Origin of the sequence: Corallincola luteus, from assembly GCF_004336975.1 — a bacterium.
Classification (GTDB): domain Bacteria; phylum Pseudomonadota; class Gammaproteobacteria; order Enterobacterales; family Neiellaceae; genus Corallincola; species Corallincola holothuriorum.
In genome coordinates, this window is the sequence record NZ_SJXE01000016.1 from 1 (window position 1) to 17,405 (window position 17,405).

Below are 17,405 nucleotides of genomic sequence, written 5' to 3' on the forward strand. Positions count from 1 at the left end.
TGCCCGTAGGCAGGACTCCGCCAGACACCTAATACAGTGAAGAGGCTACCCGATAGGGTAGCCTTTTTGCGTTTAAGGCCATTGAAAAATGGTATCGATTATTTGTATGGGTAATCGAACAATGCACCTGTTCTATTTACGACTAAGTGCATATTTGTGGCACAGTAGATAGCCTACATTATCTCCCTCCCGAAACTGCGAACTAGCTATCTATGTTTTCTTTGATAGACGTTAGCTAGAAATGAGGCATAGGCCGAACGAGATCGGTTAAGCTATGTAGCTAGTCTATGTTTTGGAATTATTCGCTAAGTGAACCTTCAGACTTATCATACTTTCGCCGTGGCGAGCAAATGCTCGCATTTAGCTGTCCTGAACTCTTTGGCAATGCTGGACAAACTCAGTGAAAGCAGGTCGCCCATTGTAATTGGTGGCGGTAGTAATATTGTGCCCTTTGAAACGGTTAGCCGTCCGATTCTAATAAATCAACTGAAAGGCGTTACCGTTACCGAACGGCAAGATCACTTTGAGATTTGTGCTGCTGCCGGCGAAAACTGGCATGACTTAGTCATGTATAGTGTTGAAAACGGTATGCCGGGACTTGAGAATCTTGCACTGATACCCGGAACTGTAGGTGCGGCGCCAATACAAAACATTGGTGCATATGGAGTCGAACAGTCAAAATATTGCACCGAAGTAGAGGTGTACGAGTGGAAGACAAAAGCGCGCTATATATTGACGGCTGAACAGTGTGATTTTGCTTATCGTAACTCCATCTTCAAGCAAGATCCCGATCGCTGGCTGATCTTAAATGTAAAATATCGTCTGCCGAAGCGATGGCAACCTGCCATTGATTACACCCCCCTTAAGGCATTGAGAGAACTTTCAGACGTCAACGCTCTGCAGGTAGTCACTAAAGTCATCGAAACACGTAAGGCTAAGCTGCCAGATCCGGAGCATCTGGGTAATAGCGGTAGTTTTTTTAAAAATCCCTCCGTGAGTGACGAGCAACGTGAACTATTGCTTGAACGCTACCCTGATCTTGTTTGGTTCCCTGACCAACCAGGTTTTTCCAAACTTGCGGCTGGTTGGATGATTGACAACTTAGGCCTTAAAGGGCTTAAGGTAGGTGGTGCTGCTGTGCATAAACAGCAGGCTCTGGTGCTTGTTAATCAGCAAGGGGCTACAGGTGCAGATGTAGTGCGCTTGGCTGGACATATTAGGCAACGCGTATTTGCGGCATACGGTCTGCAGCTGGAAGCGGAAGTACAGCTGGTTGGAGCCGATGGCCGATATAGTCTTGATGAGGCTTTGGAGCGCGTAGGTGAACAATAAGCAGCAGCATATACTTAAGCGTTTAGCTACAGGTGAATTTTGTAGTGGTGAGCGTCTTGGCGAGGAGCTTGCTATCAGTCGAGCTGCGATCGCTAAGCATATTTCGGCATTACAGGCATTAGGCATTGATATCTTTTCCGTGCCGGGTAAGGGCTATCGCCTTGCGAAATCCCTAGATCTCCTCTCACAGGAAACCATTCAATCTGCATTAGCGCAGTGTGGGAGCCAGCTCCCATTACCTTTTGTCACAGAGGTCATTGATTCAACCAATCAGTACCTACTCGATAGACTGGCCAGGGGAGTCACTGGTGAGAAAGCCTCAGACTTGTTGTGTGGGCAGGCGTGTTTGGCAGAGATGCAAACCGCGGGTCGGGGGCGCCGAGGGCGTCATTGGATATCTCCTTACGCCGCGAATCTATATTTGTCGTTATACTGGCGCTTGAGTCGTGGTATTCAGGGCGCTATGGGCTTGTCCCTTGTCGTTGGTGTTGTGATCGCTGAGGTGCTTAAAGAGTATGGCGTGACTGATGTACGCTTGAAATGGCCAAACGATATCTATATCGGAGACAGGAAGCTGGGTGGTGTATTGGTGGAGTTAGTCGGTCAGGTTGATGATGCATGCGATCTTGTGATCGGCTTGGGACTTAACATCTCGATGCCTCAAGAGAAATCGACGACAATTGACCAGCCGTGGACCGATCTGTCGCAGACACTAGATTGTGTGCCACCTAGAAATGAACTTGCTGTAGCCATCTTACTCGCATTAACAGCCGCCCTAACCACTTTCGATCGCAATGGTTTCAGGCCTTTTGTCTCTCGCTGGCGAACTTTCGATCTGTTTGATGGCAAGGTTGTGAAGTTGTTGATGGGGAATAGGCAAGTCACGGGTATTTGTCGAGGTGTGGATGAACAAGGCGCTCTAGTGCTCGAGCAAGAGGGTGTGCTGGTTAACTATATGGGCGGCGAAATATCGCTACGCAGCGTGGCAACGTGAAGCTCCTAATTGATATTGGTAACACCAGAGCCAAGCTCTATGGCTTAGAGGGGGGAGCGCTGACCCTACTCAAAACATCCAGCCATCAACAACTGCCGGTTGACACCGAATCCTTACTGGCGTGCCGTGCCTATTCTCAGATCTGGGTTGCCTCAGTGGCTCAGTCAGCTGTTATCGCCAAGCTGTCAGAGGCGGTTGCGCCTTTTGCCGTTAACTTCAATCTAGTTAAGACTCCGCGTTCAGCGTATGGCTTGATCAATGCCTATGCAAAATATGAGAGCTTGGGGATCGACCGTTGGTTAGCAATGTTGGGCGGCAGACAACAGTGCAAACGTCCGTTTATTGTTATCGACTTCGGCACCGCTATTACGGTGGATCTGGTCGATGAGTTTGGCCAACACAAAGGGGGTTGGATTGCGCCTGGCTATCGTGCAATGACAAATGTCCTGCTGAGCGATACATCCCAAGTGACAGCGGATCAAGCAGCTGTCTTAAGTGGCTCCAGATTAACCTTTGGTGTCAGTACAGAGCAGTGTGTTAGTGAGGGGATCAGAAGTGCGTTAATCGGGTACTATCAACAAGCGGTCACCACAGCGCAAACAAGCTTAGGCAGCAAGATACCCGTTCGCGTATTTTTAACTGGCGGAGATGCCGCGCAGCTACCCGCACAAATACTTAAACAGGCACAGTTGTCCCCAGAGCTCGTATTAGAGGGGCTCGCAGTCTATGCCAATGCTGAAAAAAGCAGCGATTATTAACGCTTTTCGTACAAAAAGACATCAACCCTATTTTTTTACTCTTTTTTTCAAATAAACGGTTGCGTAGGCAAAATCCTTTCTTTAGAATGCGCTCCACCTGAACGGGGCAGTCCAAAGATTAGGGCTTCCAGGGGCAACCCACCGTCAGCACAAAATTTGGAGGGGTTCCCGAGTGGCCAAAGGGATCAGACTGTAAATCTGACGGCTCAGCCTTCGGTGGTTCGAATCCACCTCCCTCCACCATATTTTTTGATGCTTTTGAGGTCGCCTGAAGACATTGCGGGCATCGTATAATGGCTATTACCTCAGCCTTCCAAGCTGATGATGCGGGTTCGATTCCCGCTGCCCGCTCCAGTAGCATGTAGTGCTGATATAGCTCAGTCGGTAGAGCGCACCCTTGGTAAGGGTGAGGTCGGCAGTTCAAATCTGCCTATCAGCACCACTCCTATTTAATGCTTTCAGATCCCTCAAAATCGTTTATACTCTTCCGCCACTAAAGCGGAGGGGTTTTGGTGGTGTCTGCCGCCCGATGCCTGACTAGAGGAACGACCATGGCTAAAGAAAAGTTTGAACGTACAAAACCGCATGTAAACGTTGGCACTATCGGTCACGTTGACCACGGTAAAACGACTCTGACAGCTGCTATCACTAACGTACTGGCTAAGGTATACGGCGGTACAGCGCAAGCTTTCGATCAGATCGATAACGCACCAGAAGAGCGCGAGCGTGGTATCACCATCGCGACTTCTCACGTTGAATATGACACACCAACTCGCCACTACGCGCATGTTGACTGTCCTGGACACGCGGATTATGTGAAAAACATGATCACCGGTGCAGCCCAGATGGACGGCGCTATCTTGGTAGTTGCAGCAACAGATGGTCCTATGCCACAGACACGTGAGCACATCCTGTTGGGTCGCCAGGTAGGCGTACCTTACATGATCGTTTTCATGAACAAGTGTGACATGGTAGACGACGAAGAGCTGCTTGAGCTGGTAGAGATGGAAGTACGTGAACTTCTGTCAGACTACGACTTCCCAGGTGACGACCTGCCAGTGATCCAGGGCTCAGCTCTGAAAGCATTGGAAGGCGAGAAAGAGTGGGAAGACAAGATTGTAGAGCTGGCTGAAGCGCTGGATAGCTACATCCCAGAGCCAGAGCGTGATATCGATAAGCCATTCTTGCTGCCTATCGAAGACGTATTCTCAATCTCAGGTCGTGGTACAGTTGTTACCGGTCGTATCGAGCGCGGTATCCTGAAAACAGGTGACGACGTAGCGATTGTTGGTATCAAAGAAACCACAAACACGACATGTACTGGTGTTGAAATGTTCCGTAAGCTGCTTGACGAAGGTCGTGCAGGTGAGAACGTTGGTGCACTGTTGCGTGGTACTAAGCGTGATGACGTAGAGCGTGGTCAGGTATTGGCAGCGCCGGGTTCAATCAACCCACACACTAAGTTTGAAGCAGAAGTTTACGTTCTGTCTAAAGATGAAGGTGGTCGTCATACTCCGTTCTTCAAGGGCTATCGTCCACAGTTCTACTTCCGTACCACAGATATCACTGGTGCAGTAGAATTGCCAGAAGGCGTAGAGATGGTAATGCCAGGTGACAACGTACAGATGAGCGTAGAGCTTATCGCACCAATCGCGATGGACGAAGGCTTGCGCTTCGCTATCCGTGAAGGTGGCCGTACTGTAGGTGCGGGTGTTGTTGCTAAGATCCTCGACTAATCGAAGATCGAAATTTTGACATGAGCTCCTTATATGGGGGCTCTTGTTTTTAGGGGTGTAGTTCCAATTGGTAGAACGGCGGTCTCCAAAACCGACGGTTGGGGGTTCGAGTCCCTCCACCCCTGCCAGAATTACTTAGCAGTGACCTCGCCTATGTAGCGGGGTTGTTGTGTCTTTAGATGGATGCAAGGTTGGTGTATGAACGCAAACACAGAAACCCAGAGCGGTGGGCTTGACGGCGTTAAATGGTTGGTAGTTTTTGCCGTCCTGATTGCGGCCGTTGTAGGTAACTACTATTTCGCGGAGCAATCTGTATTAGTCCGTGCTGGCGCCGTCGTGCTTGCCGTGGCAGTTGCTGCATTAATTGCTCTTCAAACAGAGAAGGGTCGCAACGCACTGGTATTTTCGAAAGAAGCCAGGGTAGAAGTGAAGAAAGTTGTTTGGCCTACACGGCAAGAAGCTGTTCACACCACTCTTATCGTCTTCGCTGCAGTGGTTATTATGTCGCTGTTGCTTTGGGGACTTGACGGCATCATGGTTCGTTTGGTGGCGTTTTTCACTGGAGTGAGTATCTAATATGTCAGACTCCGAAAAAATGCGTTGGTACGTAGTGCAAGCATTCTCGGGCTATGAAGGCCGAGTATCTCAGTCGCTAAAAGAACATATCAAAATGCATGATATGGAGCATCTGTTCGGCGAGATATTGGTACCTACCGAAGAAGTGATTGAGATGCGTGCCGGCCAAAAACGCCGCAGCGAACGTAAATTCTTTCCTGGCTATGTACTTGTTCAGATGATTATGAACGATGATAGCTGGCACTTGGTGCGTGACGTGCCGCGGGTACTTGGCTTTATTGGCGGTACCAGTGACCGTCCAGCGCCGATCACTGATAAAGAAGCGAATGCTATTCTGCAACGCCTTCAAGATAATGTTGATCAGCCGACACCGAAGACTTTGTTTGAAGTGGGTGAAGTGGTTCGTGTTATTGATGGCCCATTTGCAGACTTCAATGGTGTTGTTGAAGAGGTTGATTATGAGAAAAGTCGCTTGAAAGTGTCTGTTCTTATTTTTGGTCGCTCGACACCAGTTGAACTTGAGTTTATCCAAGTCGAAAAAGCCTGATCAAAAAAACATCAGTCGTATTGTCAGGGGCAACGGATCTGTATATAATCCGCTGCCCTTAAATCGATGGGGAGCCCTAAAAAGGCGTTTGCACCCGTAAGAGGAAATCTAAAATGGCTAAAAAAGTCGAAGCTTATATCAAGTTGCAAGTTGCAGCTGGTGCGGCTAACCCAAGTCCACCTGTTGGTCCTGCATTGGGTCAGCACGGTGTTAACATCATGGAATTTTGTAAAGCGTTTAACGCGAAAACAGATTCTATTGAAAAAGGTGCGCCAGTACCTGTAGTTATCACTGTATATAGCGATCGTTCATTCACTTTTGAAACCAAGACACCACCAGCTTCTTTCCTATTGAAGAAAGCTGCCGGTATTAAGTCTGGTTCTGGTCGTCCAAACACTGAGAAAGTGGGTACTGTTACCCGTGCTCAGCTGGAAGAGATCGCGAAAACTAAAGAAACAGACCTTACTGGTGCTGACTTAGACGCGATGGTTCGCTGTATTGCTGGATCAGCTCGGGCCATGGGCCTGAATGTGGAGGGCTAATCGATGGCTAAATTATCAAAGCGTTTACGTGCTATTCGTGAAAAGGTTAGCGCAACTAAAGAATATGAGATCAATGAAGCGGTTGCTTTGTTGAAAGAGTTAGCGACAGCTAAGTTCGTTGAGAGTGTTGATGCAGCCATTAACTTGGGCATCGATGCACGTAAATCAGACCAAAACGTCCGTGGTGCAACTGTATTGCCACACGGTACTGGTCGTGACGTACGTGTAGCCGTATTCACTCAAGGCGCGAACGCTGAAGCAGCTAAAGAAGCTGGTGCAGATTTGGTCGGCATGGATGATCTTGCTGCTCAAGTTAAAGCTGGCGAAATGAATTTTGACGTGGTTGTTGCATCTCCAGATGCAATGCGTGTTGTTGGTCAGTTAGGTCAAATCTTGGGTCCTCGTGGCCTGATGCCAAACCCTAAAACTGGCACTGTAACACCTAACGTAGCTGAAGCAGTTAAAAATGCGAAAGCTGGTCAGGTTCGTTATCGCAACGACAAGAACGGTATCATCCACACCACTATTGGTAAGGCTGATTTCAGCGAAGATAAGCTGAAAGAGAACCTCGAAGCACTACTGGAAGCGTTGAAGAAGGCTAAGCCTGCTCAAGCTAAAGGTCAGTACATCGCTAAGGTTAGCCTGTCTACCACTATGGGTGCGGGTGTAACAGTTGATCAGGCATCACTGGCGCGCTAAGCGACAGCGATCTCTGGACAATGTGGAGCCGAGGGTTTTATAATACTCGGCTACGCATGGGTTGAGGCGAGTTTTCGCCTCCATCCAAGACCGTAGGTGTCGTTGGTAAATCAATGACTTAATAATGCCTACGCAGATGGTGTCAGCCCAGGAGCTTATTACACGCACTCCTGGTGTTACACCTTATAAGGTGCCTCAGATTTTTTGAGGTTGTATTACGAACCGGTATTCCGGTCCAAACCAGGAGTTGAGCCAATGGCATTGAAACTCGACGACAAAAAAGCCATCGTCGCTGAAGTCAACGAGGCAGCCAAAGGCGCTCAATCTGCAGTAGTTGCAGACTCTCGTGGTGTCGAAGTTGGCGCTATTACAGCGCTGCGCGCTAAGGCGCGTGCTGAAGGTGTTTACATGCGCGTAGTGCGTAACACTTTAGCCCGTCGTGCGGTTCAAGGTACTGATTATGAGTGCCTAGTCGACACTTTCGTAGGTCCTACACTGATTGCTTTCTCTAACGAACATCCAGGTGCTGGTGCACGTTTGTTCAAAGAGTTCGCAAAAGGTGAAGAGAACTTCGAAGTCAAAGCTGCTGCTTTTGAAGGTGAACTTGTAGACGCAAGTGTTCTGGCTACCCTGCCGACATATGACGAAGCAATTTCTCGCCTGATGAGCGTTATGAAAGAAGCCTCTGCTGGCAAGCTGGTTAAAACCCTTGCTGCGCTTCGCGACAAGCTGGAAGGCGAAGCTGCTTAATTTGGCAGAATCGTACTTAATTACACGATTTTTGAGCATAAGCTCAAACGTTTTAGGATAGAGAATCATGTCACTGACTAAAGACCAAATCATCGATGCAGTAGCTGAAATGTCTGTAAAAGACGTTGTAGAACTGATCGAAGCGATGGAAGAAAAATTCGGCGTTACTGCCGCTGCTGCTGCTGTAGTTGTTGCTGGCGGCGACGCTGGCGGTGCTGCTGAGCAAACTGAATTCGACGTAATCTTGGCCAGCGTAGGCGGCAACAAGGTTGCTGTGATCAAGGCTGTACGTGCAGCTACTGGTCTAGGCCTGAAAGAAGCTAAGGGCGTTGTAGACGGCGCTCCAGCTCCGATCAAAGAAGGCGTTGAGAAAGAAGAAGCAGAAGCATTGAAGGCGGCTCTTGAAGAAGCTGGTGCAACTGTTGAGCTTAAGTAAGCCTAGCTTACAAAGCTAGCCTGAAAAGGCTATGGGCTGGTGACCTCTGGGTCACCAGCCTTTTTGCGCTGTATGCGGTTAGTAATTTTCCACCGTAAATTACTCTCTGAGCGCAGGCGGTTTACCGCCAAAAACAGACGGTGGATAAAAGAGACTGTCCTAGTGACAGAGTCGGGTCAATATTCCGCGAGCTGAGGAACCCCATGGTTTACTCCTATACCGAGAAGAAGCGAATTCGTAAGGACTTTGGCAAACGTCCGCAAGTTCTCGACATTCCTTACCTCCTGTCGATTCAGCTGGATTCGTTCAGCAAGTTTATCGAGATGGATCCAGAAGGTCATTATGGTCTGGAAGCGGCGTTTCGTTCCGTTTTTCCAATTGCCAGTTATTCAGGTTATTCCGAACTGCAGTATGTTAGCTACAGATTGGGCGAGCCTGTATTCGACGTTAAAGAATGTCAGATCCGTGGCGTAACTTATTCAGCTCCACTGCGAGTGAAGCTGCGTCTGGTACTTTACGATAAAGATGCGCCTTCAGGCACTGTAAAAGATATCAAGGAGCAGGAAGTCTACATGGGTGAAATCCCATTGATGACTGACAATGGCACCTTTGTTATTAACGGTACTGAGCGTGTGATCGTCTCCCAGCTACATCGTAGCCCGGGCGTTTTCTTCGATCACGATAAAGGCAAGACACACTCTTCCGGTAAAGTGCTATATAACGCACGCGTTATCCCCTACCGTGGTTCGTGGCTCGACTTTGAGTTTGATCCGAAAGATAACCTGTTTGTGCGTATTGACCGTCGTCGTAAGTTGCCTGCATCAATCATCTTACGTGCACTGGAATACACGACTGAACAGATCCTTGAGATGTTCTTCGAGACAACCGAAGTCCAGATCAAGCGAAATAAGATCATCATGCACCTGTCGCCAGAGCAGTTGCGTGGTGAAATTGCTGCCTTTGATGTTAAAGATGGCAATGGTGATGTATTGGTCGAGAAAGATCGCCGCATTACCGCGAAGCATATTCGTCAGCTGACCAAAGCGGGTATTTCTGAATTTGAAGTGCCACATGAATACTTGGTTGGTAAGACACTAGCTAAGGCCCATGCCAATAAAGACAGCGGTGAAGTGATCGCGGAAGCGAATGCTGAACTGACGTTAGAGTTGGTTGCTGAACTCGCCGAAGCCGGCGTGAAGAAGTTCGATGTGTTATATACCAACGAACTTGATCAGGGCCCTTACATGTCTGAGACCCTGCGCGTTGATCCATCAACTAACCGCATGGAAGCCTTGGTAGAGATCTATCGCATGATGCGTCCTGGTGAGCCACCAACGCGTGATGCAGCAGAGGCCTTGTTCCAGAATTTGTTCTTCTCTGATGACCGTTATGACCTGTCAGCGGTTGGCCGTATGAAGTTCAACAGCCGTTTACATCGTGATGAAATCACTGGTCCGGGGATCCTGGAACATGAAGATATTATTGATGTAATGAAGAAGCTCATCGAAATCCGTAACGGTAGCGATGAAGTGGATGATATCGATCATCTGGGTAACCGTCGTATTCGTTCTGTTGGCGAAATGGCAGAGAACCAGTTCCGTATCGGTTTAGTTCGTGTTGAGCGAGCAGTGAAAGAGCGCTTGAGCCTGGGCGACCTTGACCAGCTAATGCCTCAAGATCTGATCAATGCCAAGCCAATCTCTGCGGCGGTTAAAGAGTTCTTTGGTTCGAGCCAGTTGTCTCAGTTTATGGACCAGAACAACCCGTTATCAGAAGTGACCCACAAGCGTCGTATTTCGGCCTTAGGCCCGGGCGGTCTGACCCGTGAACGTGCTGGCTTTGAAGTTCGTGACGTACACCCGACCCACTATGGCCGTGTGTGTCCAATTGAAACGCCAGAAGGGCCAAACATCGGCCTGATTAACTCGTTATCATGTTACGCCCGTACTAACGAATATGGTTTCCTCGAAACACCATATCGTCGCGTTATTGATGGCGAAGTGACTGCGGAAGTTGATTATCTTTCTGCGATTGAAGAAGGCCAGTATGTGATCGCTCAGGCGAATGCTGACCTTGACAGCGATGGTCGCTTTATCGAAGAGTTGATCACCGCCCGTCATCGCGGCGAATCAATTTTGAGTGCACCTGATGTCGTCCAGTATATGGATGTATCACCGCAGCAGATTGTTTCTGTCGCCGCTTCACTGATCCCATTCCTAGAGCACGATGATGCTAACCGAGCCTTGATGGGCTCAAACATGCAACGTCAAGCGGTACCTACATTGCGTGCTGATAAGCCGCTGGTTGGTACAGGTATGGAGAAAGCGGTAGCTGTTGACTCCGGTGTAACTGCTGTCGCCAAGCGTGGTGGTGTAGTTTCTTACTGCGATGCTAGCCGTATTGTTATCAAGGTTGATGAAGATGAGTTGGTACCAGGCGAAGCCGGTATCGATATCTACAACCTGATGAAGTACACCCGTTCTAACCAGAACACATGTATTAACCAACGTCCAGTCGTTAGCGTAGGCGACCCGATTGTTCGTGGTGATGTGCTGGCTGATGGACCGTCGACGGACCTTGGTGAACTTGCCCTAGGTCAGAACATGCGCGTCGCGTTCATGCCTTGGAATGGTTACAACTTTGAGGATTCAATCCTTATCTCCGAGCGTGTTGCTGAAGAAGATCGTTTCACTACGATCCACATTCAGGAACTTTCTTGTATTGCTCGAGATACCAAGTTAGGTCCAGAAGAGATCACTGCAGATATCCCGAATGTGGGTGAGTCTGCGCTCTCTAAGCTTGACGAGTCAGGCGTGGTTTATATCGGTGCTGAAGTTAAAGGCGGCGATATTCTGGTCGGTAAAGTGACGCCTAAAGGTGAAACACAGCTGACACCAGAGGAAAAACTCCTCCGTGCCATTTTCGGTGAGAAGGCGTCCGATGTTAAGGACACCTCTCTGCGAGTACCTAACGCTGTTTCCGGTACCGTTATCGACGTGCAAGTGTTTACTCGCGATGGCGTAGAGAAAGATAAACGTGCTCTCGAGATTGAAGAGATGCAGCTCAAAGAGGTTAAGAAAGACCTCGGTGATGAGTTAGCAATCTTTGAAGCGGGCGTATTCGACCGTGCACGCAATTTGCTATTAGCCAACGGCTATAGCGAAGCACAGTTGGAAGGTCTGAATGGCGAGAAGCTGTTGACCCAATCCTTGAAAGAGGAAGACGCGCAACAGTCGCTTGAGCAGATCGCTGAGCAGTACGAAGAGCTGAAGAAAGAGTTCGATAAGAAGTTTGAAGTTAAGCGTCGTAAGATCACCCAAGGTGATGATCTGGCGCCTGGCGTACTGAAGATCGTTAAAGTCTATCTTGCGGTTAAGCGTCGTATTCAACCGGGTGACAAGATGGCTGGTCGTCACGGTAACAAGGGTGTTATCTCAACAATTGTTCCTGTTGAAGATATGCCTTATGACCAGAACGGCGATCCGGTAGATATCGTACTTAACCCGTTGGGCGTACCTTCACGTATGAACATCGGTCAGATCCTTGAAACACACTTGGGTATGGCTGCAAAAGGGGTTGGTCGTAAGATTGACGCCATGTTGAAAGAGCAACGTGAAATTGCCGAGCTGCGTGAGTTCCTGAAGAAGTGCTACACCTTAGGTGAAGTGCTGCAGGAAGTTGATATCGACAACTTCACTGACTTCGAAGTGAAGCGTCTGGCTGAGAACCTACGTAATGGTTTGCCGATTGCTACTCCAGTATTTGATGGCGCTAAAGAGAGCGAAATCAAGGACCTGTTGGAGCTTGGCGGTATTCCTCGTAGCGGCCAGGTAACGTTGCATGACGGTCGTACCGGTAATGAATTTGAGCGTAAGGTAACTGTCGGTTACATGTATATGCTCAAACTGAACCACTTGGTTGATGACAAGATGCACGCACGTTCAACTGGCTCCTATAGCTTGGTTACTCAGCAGCCGCTGGGTGGTAAAGCACAATTTGGTGGTCAGCGCTTCGGTGAGATGGAAGTGTGGGCACTGGAAGCATACGGTGCAGCTTATACGCTTCAGGAGATGCTCACTGTTAAGTCGGATGACGTTAACGGTCGTACCAAGATGTATAAGAACATCGTGGATGGCGATCATCGTATGGAACCTGGTATGCCTGAGTCCTTCAATGTATTGCTCAAAGAGATCCGTTCTTTGGGTATTAACATTGAGTTGGAAGAGGAATAGCAGACCAACGAGTCTGACAGCAGTATGCGTTAGGGAGCGCCATTGGCGCTCCCGTGAAGAGTCACTCCGACAGGAGAGAGAAGGTGAAAGACTTACTCAAGTTTCTAAAGCAGCAGGGTAAAACCGAAGAGTTCGATGGCATTAAGATTGGCCTGTCGTCTCCGGATATGATCCGCAGCTGGTCTTTCGGCGAAGTTAAAAAGCCGGAAACTATCAACTACCGTACGTTCAAGCCAGAGCGTGACGGTCTGTTCTGTGCCCGCATTTTTGGTCCGGTAAAGGACTACGAATGTTTATGTGGCAAGTACAAGCGCCTTAAGCATCGCGGAGTGATCTGTGAGAAGTGTGGCGTCGAAGTAACACTGACCAAGGTTCGTCGTGAGCGTATGGCGCACATCGAACTGGCGAGTCCGGTTGCACATATCTGGTTCTTGAAGTCATTGCCGTCACGTATCGGTTTGATGCTGGATATGACGCTGCGCGATATTGAGCGTGTGCTCTATTTCGAATCTTATGTTGTGACCGAACCGGGCATGACAACCATGGAGCGTGGTCAACTGCTGACAGAAGAGCAGTACCTCGATTCCTTGGAAGAGTTTGGTGACGAGTTCGAAGCCAAGATGGGTGCAGAAGCGATTAAGGAATTGCTGTCTGACATCGAGCTGGCACCTGAAGTAGAAGCGATGCGCGAAGAGTTGGCATCTGTCACTTCAGAAACCAAACGTAAGAAGGTTACAAAGCGTCTGAAATTGATGGAAGCGTTCCTGTATTCAGGTAACGATCCACAGTGGATGATCATGACTGTATTGCCAGTTCTGCCACCGGACCTGCGTCCTTTGGTACCGCTGGATGGTGGCCGTTTCGCGACTTCAGATCTTAACGATCTTTATCGTCGTGTGATCAACCGTAACAACCGTTTGAAGCGCCTGCTGGATTTGGCTGCACCTGACATCATCGTACGTAACGAAAAGCGTATGTTGCAGGAAGCGGTAGATGCCCTGCTGGACAACGGCCGTCGTGGCCGCGCCATCACCGGCTCTAACAAACGTCCTCTGAAATCTTTGGCTGACATGATCAAAGGTAAGCAGGGTCGTTTCCGTCAGAACTTGCTCGGTAAGCGTGTTGATTACTCAGGCCGTTCAGTTATTACTGTTGGTCCTACGCTCAAACTTCACCAGTGTGGTTTGCCTAAGAAAATGGCACTGGAACTGTTCAAGCCATTTATCTACGGCAAGCTCGAAGCGCGTGGTTTAGCTACCACCATTAAAGCGGCCAAGAAGATGGTTGAGCGTGAAGTGCCGGAAGTATGGGATGTACTGGATCATGTGATCCGTGAACACCCAGTACTGTTGAACCGTGCACCGACCCTTCACCGTCTCGGTATTCAGGCATTTGAACCTGTGCTGATTGAAGGTAAAGCGATCCAGCTGCACCCATTGGTTTGTGCGGCTTATAACGCCGACTTCGATGGTGACCAGATGGCGGTACACGTACCGCTGACACTGGAAGCGCAATTAGAAGCCCGTGCCTTAATGATGGCTTCGAATAACATTCTTTCACCTGCTAACGGTGAGCCAATTATCGTTCCTTCTCAGGACGTTGTATTGGGTCTCTATTACATGACTCGCGCTGCGGTAAACGCAAAGGGCGAGGGCATGTTGCTGACAGGACCGCAGGAAGCAGAAAAAGTTTTCCGCACCGGTGACGCTTCTATTCATGCGCGCGTTAAAGTGCGTATCACTGAATACGAAGTGGCTGAGAATGGCGAGAAAATCGCCAAAACATCAGTCAAAGACACCACGGTTGGTCGTGCGATGTTCTACACGGTCGTGCCTAAAGGCCTGGCATTTGAACTGATTGATCAACCAATGGGTAAGAAGCAGATCTCTAAGCTGCTTAATGCCTGTTACCGCGAATTGGGTCTGAAAGACACCGTTATTTTCGCTGACCAATTGATGTACACCGGTTTCCATTACGCCATGTTGTCAGGTACCTCGGTAGGTGTTGATGATATGGAGATCCCGGCGGCGAAAGCGGACATTATTGCCGCTTGTGAAGCTGAAGTGTCAGAGATCCAGCATCAGTTTGATAATGGTCTCGTTACCGCAGGTGAAAAATATAACAAGGTTATCGATATCTGGACCTCAGCCAACGAGAAGTTGTCTAAGGCGATGATGGATAACTTGAAGACTGATGTGGTTATTAACCGCGACGGTAAGGAAGAGGAGCAACCCTCTTTCAACAGCATCTTTATGATGGCTGACTCCGGTGCGCGTGGTAGTGCCGCTCAGATCCGTCAGCTGGCAGCGATGCGTGGCTTGATGGCAAAACCGGACGGTTCAATTATTGAAACGCCAATTACTGCGAACTTCCGTGAAGGTTTGAACGTACTTCAGTACTTCATCTCAACTCACGGTGCGCGTAAAGGTTTGGCCGATACGGCATTGAAAACAGCGAACTCCGGTTACTTGACTCGCCGTCTGGTAGATGTGGCACAGGACATGGTTATCACCAGTACCGATTGTGGTACTGAAGAAGGGCTGACCATGAAGCCGCTGATTGAAGGTGGTGACGTTGTAGAGCCGTTGCGTGAACGTGTGTTAGGGCGAGTATTGGCTCGCGACGTACTGAAGCCAGGTACTGACGAAGTGCTGTTGGCGCGCAACACGCTGCTGCATGAGCAGGAGTGTGACTTCCTCGAAGAGCATAAGATCGATGAAGTAGAAGTTCGTTCTGTTATTACCTGTGACAACGACCACGGTGTTTGTGCCTACTGTTATGGCCGTGACTTGGCTCGTGGCCACCTCATCAACTACGGCGAAGCCGTTGGTGTTGTTGCTGCACAGTCAATTGGTGAGCCAGGTACACAGTTAACGATGCGTACCTTCCACATTGGTGGTGCAGCATCACGTGCGTCCGCTGAGAACAGCGTTCAGATTAAGAACGATGGTACCGCTAAGCTACACAACGCCAAGTTTGTAATTAACACCGATAAGAAGATTGTGATCACTTCACGTTCATCTGAAATCGCTGTGATTGACGATCTTGGTCGTGAGAAAGAACGTTACAAGGTGCCTTACGGTGCGATCCTGTCTGTTAAAGATGGCGATAAAGTCGCAGGCAATGAAGTTGTTGCTACTTGGGACCCGCATTCACACCCAATGATCACAGAACGTCCGGTTACCGTTCAGTTCAGTGACGTTGAGGATGCAAACACCGAGAAGCAAACCGATGATTTGACCGGTTTGACCCGTATGGTGGTTAAAGACCTCGCAAAAGCTAACGCTAAAGAGCCGAAGCTTATCTTGAAGTCTGAGAACGGCGACCTGCAAGAAGTGAAGCTACCTAGCTTTACCTCTATTGATGTTTCAGACGGTCAAGAGCTACAGCCTGGTGATGTGCTTGCACGCATCCCGCAGGAGAGCTCAAAGACGCGAGATATTACCGGTGGTCTACCGCGTGTTGCCGACCTGTTCGAAGCTCGTAAGCCGAAAGATCCAGCTATTTTGGCGGAAGTCAGTGGTGTGGTGTCGTTTGGTAAAGAGACGAAAGGTAAGCGACGTCTGATCATCACTCAGGATGAGAATGGTGAACCGTACGAAGAGATGATCCATAAGTGGCGTCAGCTTAACGTATTCGAAGGTGAGCGCGTTGAGCGTGGTGAAGTGATGGCCGATGGCCCTGAATCACCGCACGATATCCTGCGTGTTCGCGGTGTTCGAGCTGTAGCTAACTACATCGTGAATGAGGTTCAGGACGTTTATCGTCTTCAGGGTGTGAAGATCAACGATAAGCATATCGAAGCGATCATTCGTCAGATGTTGCGCAAGTGCACCATCGTTAGTGCCGGTGACACCGACTTCCTTGAAGGCGAGCAGATGGAAGTGTCCCGCGTTAAGATCGCAAACCGCGAACTTGAAGCGGCTGGCAAGTCACCTGCTACCTACGAACATGAGTTGTTAGGTATCACTAAGGCATCGTTGTCGACAGAGTCGTTTATCTCTGCGGCATCGTTCCAGGAAACAACACGCGTACTCACTGAAGCAGCGGTATCTGGCAAAATGGACCAGTTACGTGGCTTGAAAGAGAACGTGATTGTAGGCCGCTTGATCCCTGCAGGTACCGGTTTTGCTTACCATAGCGAGCGTCAGCGCAAGCGTTTGGAAGCGGAAGTGGGCGTGCCTCAGGTCAGCGCCGATGATGCAGAAAAAGCACTGACAGATGCTCTAAATGCCGAAGTTCTTTCCGGTGATGAAGAGTAATAAAGGCGGCTAAGTTAGCCTCTTTACTTGACAGTTTAAAATCTGCTCAATAAAATCCTCCGGCCTCTCATAGTAGGGGCCGGATTTTTCATTTTTTGTAAACAGTAAACTCAACTAGCCAGGAGCCTATTAATGGCAACTATTAATCAGTTGGTTCGCAAGCCACGCAAAAAGCCTGTTACTAAGAGTAACGTGCCTGCGTTGGAAGCGTGTCCACAGAAGCGTGGTGTGTGCACTCGTGTATACACAACTACACCTAAGAAGCCGAACTCAGCATTACGTAAAGTATGTCGTGTTCGTCTGACTAACGGTTTCGAAGTGACTTCGTACATCGGTGGTGAAGGTCATAACCTTCAGGAACACAGTGTTGTTCTTATCCGTGGCGGTCGTGTTAAAGATTTGCCAGGTGTGCGTTATCACACCGTACGTGGTGCTCTTGATACCGCTGGCGTTAGCGACCGTCGTCAAGGTCGTTCTAAGTACGGCGCTAAGCGGCCTAAGTCTTAACGGTTCTCCGTTAGTAAGGCCAAACATTAAATTT

13 protein-coding genes and 4 tRNA genes are annotated in these 17,405 nt (G+C 49.0%); all 17 read left to right on the plus strand.

Annotation, left to right across the window (positions count from 1 at the left end):
* The first annotated feature begins 309 nt into the window (after nucleotides 1-309).
* The 17 genes from murB to rpsL all read left to right on the plus strand — a co-directional run bounded on the left by murB (nucleotide 310) and on the right by rpsL (nucleotide 17,371).
* Entirely contained in the window at nucleotides 310-1,332 is a 1,023-nt protein-coding gene (gene murB, locus EZV61_RS18685; RefSeq protein ID WP_131417546.1) for a UDP-N-acetylmuramate dehydrogenase, read from the plus strand.
* Nucleotides 1,322-2,326: a bifunctional biotin--[acetyl-CoA-carboxylase] ligase/biotin operon repressor BirA gene (birA, locus tag EZV61_RS18690; protein WP_131417548.1), complete on the plus strand. Its 1,005-nt coding sequence runs from the start codon at nucleotides 1,322-1,324 to the stop codon at nucleotides 2,324-2,326. The genes murB and birA overlap by 11 nt, the downstream gene beginning before the upstream one ends.
* Nucleotides 2,323-3,084 carry a type III pantothenate kinase gene (locus tag EZV61_RS18695; RefSeq protein ID WP_158538158.1) on the plus strand — a complete coding sequence of 254 codons (762 nt, stop codon included), beginning with the start codon at nucleotides 2,323-2,325 and terminating at the stop codon, nucleotides 3,082-3,084. Before birA ends, EZV61_RS18695 begins: the two co-directional genes overlap by 4 nt.
* Before the next feature lie 158 nt (nucleotides 3,085-3,242).
* Nucleotides 3,243-3,327, plus strand: a tRNA-Tyr gene (locus tag EZV61_RS18700).
* A 36-nt stretch (nucleotides 3,328-3,363) separates the two neighbouring features.
* Nucleotides 3,364-3,438: transfer RNA gene (locus EZV61_RS18705), tRNA-Gly, on the plus strand.
* Between the two features lie 12 nt (nucleotides 3,439-3,450).
* Nucleotides 3,451-3,526 (plus strand) — tRNA-Thr (locus tag EZV61_RS18710).
* 109 nt (nucleotides 3,527-3,635) lie between these two features.
* On the plus strand, nucleotides 3,636-4,820 hold the full coding sequence (gene tuf / locus EZV61_RS18715) for an elongation factor Tu (protein ID WP_114339990.1): 1,185 nt from the start codon (nucleotides 3,636-3,638) through the stop codon (nucleotides 4,818-4,820).
* Between the two features lie 51 nt (nucleotides 4,821-4,871).
* A tRNA-Trp gene (locus tag EZV61_RS18720) sits at nucleotides 4,872-4,948 on the plus strand.
* A 70-nt stretch (nucleotides 4,949-5,018) separates the two neighbouring features.
* Nucleotides 5,019-5,396: a preprotein translocase subunit SecE gene (gene secE, locus EZV61_RS18725; RefSeq protein WP_114339991.1), complete on the plus strand. Its 378-nt coding sequence runs from the start codon at nucleotides 5,019-5,021 to the stop codon at nucleotides 5,394-5,396.
* A gap of 1 nt (nucleotide 5,397) precedes the next feature.
* Nucleotides 5,398-5,943 (plus strand): transcription termination/antitermination protein NusG, encoded by a 546-nt coding sequence (nusG, locus tag EZV61_RS18730; RefSeq protein WP_114339992.1) that lies wholly within the window; start codon nucleotides 5,398-5,400, stop codon nucleotides 5,941-5,943.
* A gap of 113 nt (nucleotides 5,944-6,056) precedes the next feature.
* A complete protein-coding gene (rplK, locus tag EZV61_RS18735; RefSeq protein WP_114339993.1) occupies nucleotides 6,057-6,485 on the plus strand; it encodes a 50S ribosomal protein L11 in 429 nt (142 codons plus the stop codon).
* A 3-nt stretch (nucleotides 6,486-6,488) separates the two neighbouring features.
* Nucleotides 6,489-7,184 (plus strand): 50S ribosomal protein L1, encoded by a 696-nt coding sequence (rplA, locus tag EZV61_RS18740; RefSeq protein WP_114339994.1) that lies wholly within the window; start codon nucleotides 6,489-6,491, stop codon nucleotides 7,182-7,184.
* A gap of 255 nt (nucleotides 7,185-7,439) precedes the next feature.
* Entirely contained in the window at nucleotides 7,440-7,934 is a 495-nt protein-coding gene (rplJ, locus tag EZV61_RS18745) for a 50S ribosomal protein L10 (protein WP_114339995.1), read from the plus strand.
* A 67-nt stretch (nucleotides 7,935-8,001) separates the two neighbouring features.
* Nucleotides 8,002-8,370 carry a 50S ribosomal protein L7/L12 gene (rplL, locus tag EZV61_RS18750; RefSeq protein ID WP_114339996.1) on the plus strand — a complete coding sequence of 123 codons (369 nt, stop codon included), beginning with the start codon at nucleotides 8,002-8,004 and terminating at the stop codon, nucleotides 8,368-8,370.
* A 203-nt stretch (nucleotides 8,371-8,573) separates the two neighbouring features.
* Complete coding sequence (gene rpoB, locus EZV61_RS18755) at nucleotides 8,574-12,602, plus strand: DNA-directed RNA polymerase subunit beta (protein WP_114339997.1); 4,029 nt, start codon at nucleotides 8,574-8,576, stop codon at nucleotides 12,600-12,602.
* An 83-nt stretch (nucleotides 12,603-12,685) separates the two neighbouring features.
* Nucleotides 12,686-16,864, plus strand: coding sequence for a DNA-directed RNA polymerase subunit beta' (rpoC, locus tag EZV61_RS18760; protein ID WP_131417550.1), 4,179 nt, complete (start codon nucleotides 12,686-12,688; stop codon nucleotides 16,862-16,864).
* A 132-nt stretch (nucleotides 16,865-16,996) separates the two neighbouring features.
* Nucleotides 16,997-17,371 (plus strand): 30S ribosomal protein S12, encoded by a 375-nt coding sequence (rpsL, locus tag EZV61_RS18765; protein WP_114339999.1) that lies wholly within the window; start codon nucleotides 16,997-16,999, stop codon nucleotides 17,369-17,371.
* The last annotated feature ends 34 nt before the right edge of the window (nucleotides 17,372-17,405 follow it).